8 protein-coding genes and 1 pseudogene are annotated in these 5,821 nt (G+C 68.4%); 7 read left to right on the top strand and 2 right to left on the bottom strand.

The window, feature by feature from the left end:
- The 7 genes and pseudogenes from A5694_RS24300 to deoC all read left to right on the top strand — a co-directional run.
- Positions 1 to 247: pseudogene (locus A5694_RS24300) on the top strand (hypothetical protein); the annotation flags it as partial.
- Positions 228 to 1,589, top strand: coding sequence for a DUF445 domain-containing protein (locus A5694_RS14300; RefSeq protein ID WP_419179764.1), 1,362 nt, complete (start codon positions 228 to 230; stop codon positions 1,587 to 1,589). The pseudogene A5694_RS24300 and the gene A5694_RS14300, both read left to right, overlap by 20 nt.
- Positions 1,590 to 1,676: 87 nt before the next feature.
- Positions 1,677 to 2,069 carry a helix-turn-helix domain-containing protein gene (locus tag A5694_RS14295; protein WP_064922491.1) on the top strand — a complete coding sequence of 131 codons (393 nt, stop codon included), beginning with the start codon at positions 1,677 to 1,679 and terminating at the stop codon, positions 2,067 to 2,069.
- Between the two features lie 60 nt (positions 2,070 to 2,129).
- Positions 2,130 to 2,771, top strand: a complete 642-nt coding sequence (locus A5694_RS14290; RefSeq protein WP_064922490.1) for a hypothetical protein — start codon at positions 2,130 to 2,132, stop codon at positions 2,769 to 2,771.
- Positions 2,772 to 2,823: 52 nt separating this feature from the next.
- Positions 2,824 to 3,096: a DUF2516 family protein gene (locus tag A5694_RS14285; protein WP_043334651.1), complete on the top strand. Its 273-nt coding sequence runs from the start codon at positions 2,824 to 2,826 to the stop codon at positions 3,094 to 3,096.
- A gap of 4 nt (positions 3,097 to 3,100) precedes the next feature.
- The gene (locus A5694_RS14280; RefSeq protein WP_064922489.1) at positions 3,101 to 3,508 is read left to right on the top strand and encodes a DUF2599 domain-containing protein; all 408 of its coding nucleotides are present in this window, start codon (positions 3,101 to 3,103) and stop codon (positions 3,506 to 3,508) included.
- Positions 3,508 to 4,200: a deoxyribose-phosphate aldolase gene (gene deoC / locus A5694_RS14275; RefSeq protein WP_185746718.1), complete on the top strand. Its 693-nt coding sequence runs from the start codon at positions 3,508 to 3,510 to the stop codon at positions 4,198 to 4,200. Before A5694_RS14280 ends, deoC begins: the two co-directional genes overlap by 1 nt.
- A gap of 7 nt (positions 4,201 to 4,207) precedes the next feature.
- On the opposite strand, the gene A5694_RS14270 is transcribed toward deoC, so the two are convergent.
- Complete coding sequence (locus tag A5694_RS14270; protein WP_064922488.1) at positions 4,208 to 4,972, bottom strand: LmeA family phospholipid-binding protein; 765 nt, start codon at positions 4,970 to 4,972, stop codon at positions 4,208 to 4,210.
- Positions 4,973 to 4,981: 9 nt separating this feature from the next.
- Positions 4,982 to 5,818 carry an LmeA family phospholipid-binding protein gene (locus tag A5694_RS14265; RefSeq protein WP_428844277.1) on the bottom strand — a complete coding sequence of 279 codons (837 nt, stop codon included), beginning with the start codon at positions 5,816 to 5,818 and terminating at the stop codon, positions 4,982 to 4,984.
- Positions 5,819 to 5,821 lie beyond the last annotated feature (3 nt).

Here is a 5,821-nt window from a genome sequence, read left to right as displayed (position 1 = left end):
ACTTACAGATCCCTTCCTGACACCTCCGGAGGCGTTTGTGAAGGACCTACCTCGACCTATATCAGCGAGGCTCGACGGAGGAGAGGCGAAGCTGGAACCGCCGGATGAACCGAGTGGTTTAGCGAGGCTCGACGCAGGAGAGGCGAAGCTGGAACCGCCGGATGAACCGAGCGGTTTAGCGAGGCTCGACGGAGGAGAGGCGAAGCTGGAACCGCCGGATATCCCCAGTGCCACAGATGGCGGATGATGGTGTGGTGGTGCACCGAGAAAACCGCCCGGCGTGGCCGGGGGCGGCGCGGACCGTGCAGTCGCTGGCGGAGTCGTTCGCCGACGCTGATCCGGGCGCCGATGCGGTCCGTCTGCGCGACCTGCGCCGCATGAAGGTGGTCGCACTGAGCTTCCTGCTCGGTGCGACCGTCGTCTTCCTGCTGTGCCGGTGGGCACAAGTAGACGGCACGGCCCCGGCCTGGGTGGGTTACGTCGGCGCCGCCGCCGAGGCCGGCATGGTCGGCGCATTGGCGGACTGGTTCGCGGTCACCGCGCTGTTCAAGCATCCGCTGGGTATCCCGATCCCGCACACCGCGATCATCAAACGCAAAAAGGACCAGCTCGGGCAGGGCCTGGGCACCTTCGTGCGGGAGAACTTCCTGTCGCCACCGGTGGTGGAGACCAAGCTGCGCGACGCGCAGATCGCCGGGCGGGTGGGCAAGTGGCTCTGCGAGCAGAACCACGCCGAGCGGGTGGCCGCCGAGACCGCGACCGTGCTGCGGGTGCTGATCGAGATGCTGCGCGACGACGACGTGCAGGAGGTGATCGACCGGATGATCGTGCAGCGCATCGCCGAACCGCACTGGGGCCCGCCGGTGGGCCGGGTGCTGAGCACCCTGCTGGCCGAGAATCGTCAGGAGGCGTTGATCCAGCTGCTGGCCGACCGGGCGTTCCAGTGGTCGCTCAATGCCGGCGAGGTCATCCAGCGGGTGGTGGAGCGGGACTCGCCCACCTGGTCGCCGCGGTTCGTCGACCACCTCGTCGGCGACCGGATCCACCGTGAGCTGATGGACTTCACCGACAAGGTGCGCCGCAACCCCGACCACGAATTGCGGCGCAGCGCGACGCGTTTTCTGTTCGAGTTCGCCGACGACCTGCAGAACGACCCGGCCACGATCGCCAAGGCCGACGCGGTCAAGGAGCAGTTGATGGCCCGCGACGAGGTGGCCAACGCTGCGGCGACGGCCTGGCGGACGCTGAAGCGCCTGGTGCTCGAGGGCGTCGACGACCCGTCCGGTGCGCTGCGCACCCGGGTGGCCGCCACGGTGATGCAGGTCGGTGAGTCGTTGCGGGACAAGGCCGAGCTGCGCGACAAGGTGGACAACTGGCTGGTGCGGGCCGCACAGCATCTGGTGGCGCATTACGGGGTGGAGATCACCGCGATCATCACCGAGACCATCGAGCGCTGGGACGCCGCGGAGGCCAGCCGTCGCATCGAATTGCATGTCGGCCGCGATCTGCAGTTCATCCGGATCAACGGCACCGTCGTCGGCGCGCTGGCCGGGCTGGCGATCTACGCCATAGCTCAACTTATGTTCTGACCTGCGCTAGCAGGTGCTTGCAAAAGTTAGCACTAGGTCGTATCGTGGCTTTCGTCAGCAGTCGCAAGTCCACGAAAGGGGTCACCGGTGTCGCAGGATGACAAACTCGCCGCAGTGGTCTCGACCGCCGCGGCGGATATCGGCAGCTTCATCCGGGCGCAGCGCGAAGCCGCGCAGGTGTCCATGCGGCAGCTGGCCGACAAGGCCGGCGTCAGCAACCCGTACCTCAGCCAGATCGAGCGCGGATTGCGCAAGCCCTCCGCTGACGTCCTCAATCAGATCGCCAAGGCCCTGCGGGTCTCCGCCGAGGTGCTCTACGTGCGCGCGGGAATCCTCGAGCCCAGCGAGAAGAGCGAGGTCCGCGACGCCGTCATTGCGGATGCGGCGATCACGGAACGGCAGAAGCAGGTTCTGCTCGACATCTACAGCTCCTTCGTCCAGCAGAACGAAGCCGACGGTGAGGAGACGACACCTGCCTGATCTCCATTCAGTCTCCTGACCGATCCACCACCCGAGAAACCAACCGAAAGGAATCCAGACATGGCCGAGAACCCGACCATCGAAGAACTGAAGGCCCCGCTGCTCGCCGCGATCGGCGCTGCCGACCTGGCCCTGGCCACCATGACCGACCTCGTCGCCAACCTGCGTGAGCGCGCCGGCGAGGCGCGCGAGGACGCCAGCAGCCGGGTCGAGGTGAGCCGTGCGCGCCTGACCAAGCTGCAGGAGGAGCTGCCCGAGCAGTTCGCCGAGCTTCGGGAGCGTTTCACCGCCGACGAGCTGCGCAAGGCCGCCGAGGGCTACGTGGAGGCCGCCACCGGCCGGTACAACGAGCTGGTGGCGCGTGGTGAGGCTGCCCTGGAGCGGTTGCGCAACCAGTCCGGTCTCGACGACGCGTCGGCGCAGGTGGAGGGTTACGTCGACCAGGCCGTCGAGCTGACCCAGGAGGTGCTGGGCAACGTGGCGTCGCAGACCCGCGAGGTCGGCGAGCGCGCCGCCAAGCTGGTCGGCATCGAGCTGCCCAAGAAGGAGCCCGCCCAGAAGGCCGCCCCGGCTGGCGGGGCCAAGAAGGCCGCCCCGGCTCCGGCCGCCAAGAAGGCTGCGGCGCCGGCCGCCGCCAAGAAGACCCCGGCCAAGAAGGCTCCGGCCAAGAAGGCTCCGGCCAAGAAGGTCACCCAGAAGTAACCGCAGTTCGACGTCCGGGACGGTACCCGCCTAGGCTTGCAGCGTGTTCGCTATGAGCCTGGTGGGTATCGTCCTCGGCGTTTTGCAGCTCGTCGTCTTCGCGACGTCGGTATACGCGTTCGTACACGCGGCGATGCAGCGCTCCGACGCCTACACCGCGGCCGACAAGCTCACCAAGCCGGTCTGGCTGGTGATCCTCGGGGTGTGCGGGCTGCTGGCCCTGGTGCTGCAGGTGATGGGGATGGCGATCGCCGCCTGTGCCGCCGGGGTGTACCTGGTGGATGTGCGGCCCAGATTGCTTGAGGTCCAAGGCAAGTCCCACTAGCCCCATGGCCCGTTCGACTATCAGCGCCGTCGGGATCGTGGCAGCGGTACTGGTACCTGCCGCGCCGGTGTGGGCCGACGCCGGGTCGCCGGGCCTCGTCGACCACACCGAATGGGTGGGCTACGGCGACCTGTCCAGCCTGCGGGTGTATCCGACCCCGGCCGGCCGGGCCGCCGCCGCCCGGGTGGACGGCGCGGCCGAGGGCGAGCAAGCGTGGCGCGAAGTGCTCGCCGGCGCCCCCGAGGCCGACACCCCGAGCATGCGCGACCAATTCCTGTGTCACTGGAACTACGCCGAGTTCGCCCGGCCCGGCAAGACCAGTTGGAACCTGGAGCCGTGGCGCCCAGTCGTCGACGGTGTCACGATGCTGGAGTCCGGCTGCAACCCCGGTGCCGCCGAGGAGGCGTTCTGATGGCCGGGTTGTCCGGGCCCCGGTGGGGCCGTGAACAGGTCGCGAAACTCGTCGACCACACCCTGCTCAAACCCGAAGCCACCCCGGCGCAGGTCGTCGCCGTCGTCGCCGAAGCTGCCGAACTCGGCGTCGCCGCGGTGTGTGTGTCCCCGTCGATGGTGGCCGTCGCCGCGGCCGCCAATCCGGCCGGTGTCCGGATCGCCGCGGTCGCGGGCTTCCCATCCGGCAAGCACCTGCCGGTGGTCAAAGCGCAGGAGGCGGCGCTGGCGGTGGCGGCCGGGGCCGCTGAAATCGACATGGTGATCGACATCGGTGCGGCGTGCGCGGGCGATTTCGCCGCGGTCGGCGCCGACATCGGCACCGTGCGCGCCGCCGCGCCCGACGCCGTGCTCAAGGTGATCCTGGAGTCCGCCGCGCTGCTGGAGCTGGGCGGTGAGGCCACCCTGGTCGCGGCTTGCCGCGCCGCCGAAGACGCCGGCGCGGATTTCGTCAAGACCTCCACCGGGTTTCACCCGGCCGGCGGGGCGTCGGTGCGCGCGGTGACGCTGATGGCCGACACCGTTGGTGACCGGCTGGGCATCAAGGCCAGCGGCGGGATCCGCACGGCCGACGATGCGCTGGCCATGCTCGAGGCCGGGGCGACCCGGCTGGGACTGTCGGGCACCCGGGCGGTGCTCGACGGGCTGAGCTAGCTAACGCTTACAGCCGCGCGAAGCACTGACTCGACGACGACGCCGGGATGGTGGCGTTCTGCGTCGAAAACTTAACCACCACACCGGAATCGGTGACCTGCGAGCTGTCGATGTGGATCCCCAGCGGAAGATCGCCGGTCACCTTGGCGGTGAGGTCATCGAGGTTGCGCTGCACGGTGTCGGTGTCCAGGTCGTGGCCGAGCGCCTCCAGGTCCACCACCTGCAGGTGCAGCCCGTTGTCGACGATCTCCGGCTTGACGGTGGCGCGGTTGAGCAGGCCCTTGAGCTCCACGGTCCCGGCGCCCGGATCGGTGCTGACCTTGCCGGTGACGATGCTGCCGATCACCGGGACCACATCTTGAATCGACTGCTTGATGCCGTCCGCCGGCCAGGTGATGGTGCCGTCCAGCGACCCGATGGTGCCCTTGGAGTCCGAGGTCTTTTTCACATGGATGTCGCGGATGTCAAGGTCGAGCTGCATGCCCTTGGCCTTGCGGATCTGGTTGCCGGCGGTCTGCACCGAGATGTGCGGATAGTCGCCCCGCAGGTACTGCGCCAGCACCGGCGGACTGGAGTCGAACGACACCGTGGCGGTGTCCTCCGCCTCGCATTGGACCGCGTCGGCGACCAGGCTCTTGGCCCGGTGCGTGGCGTAGAGCTGGCCGCCGAACAACGCGACCACCGCCAGCACCAGCACCACGGTCAGCGCCAGCAGGACTGCCGGAAGGCCGGTGAACCGGTGCGGGGGACGCGTAGACCCGGGAGTAGTCATTACTGCAGGTTACAGGTGCGCGAAACAGGGGTCGTCGGACTTGGGCATGGTGGCGTTGCGGGTGGAGAACCGGGCCACCACACCGGTGTCGGTGACCTGGATGCTGTCGGCGCGCAGGCCGAGCGGGTACTTCTTGGTCAGCTCCTTGGCGAATCGGTCCAGCTCCGGCTGAATCGATTCGCGCGGCAGCGTCAGCGCACCCAGGCCGGTGAGTTTCTGCACCTGCAGTGAGAGCCCGCCGTCGACCACCTCCGGCTTGACCACCACGGTGGCCAGGCCGAACGCCCCATTGAGTTCGACGGTGCCGTCCTTGGCGTTGGTCTTCAGATCCGAGACCAGGTTGCCCAGGATCGGCACCATCGACTGGACGGTCTCCTTGATGCCGGCCGCCGGCCAGGTCAAGGTGGCGTCCAGGGCGCCGATGGTGCCCTTGGAGTCACCGGTGCCGTGCAGATCGACGTCGGAGATGTTCAGGTCTGCGGTCATCTGCTGGGCGTCTTTGACCTGGTTGCCCGCGGTGTGGATGGAGATGTTGGTGTAGTTGCCGGTGAAGTGCTGCCACAGGAACGGCGGCGTCACCCCAAACGACACTTTGGCCTTGTCGTGCACCACGCATTCGGTGGCCTTGGCCACCTTGTTGTCGGCGATCCGGCGGGCGATCAGCTCGGCGCCGATCAAACCGGCCAGCGCCAGCGCGATCACCGTGACGAAGATCAGCACCAGGGCCAGCGGGTCCCGCAGCACCGAGGCCGACCGCGCCCGGGTGGGCGGGGCTTCGATCACGGTGGTGGGTGCCTCCGTGGTGACGCCGGCGACCGGCACGGCGCTGCCGACGTGTCCCACCACCGA

Origin of the sequence: Mycolicibacter sinensis (assembly GCF_001667945.1) — a bacterium.
In the GTDB taxonomy this organism is placed as follows: Bacteria; Actinomycetota; Actinomycetes; order Mycobacteriales; family Mycobacteriaceae; genus Mycobacterium; species Mycobacterium sinense_B.
The sequence above is the reverse complement of the archived record's forward strand: the minus strand, read 5'-3'. Positions and strand labels throughout refer to the sequence as shown.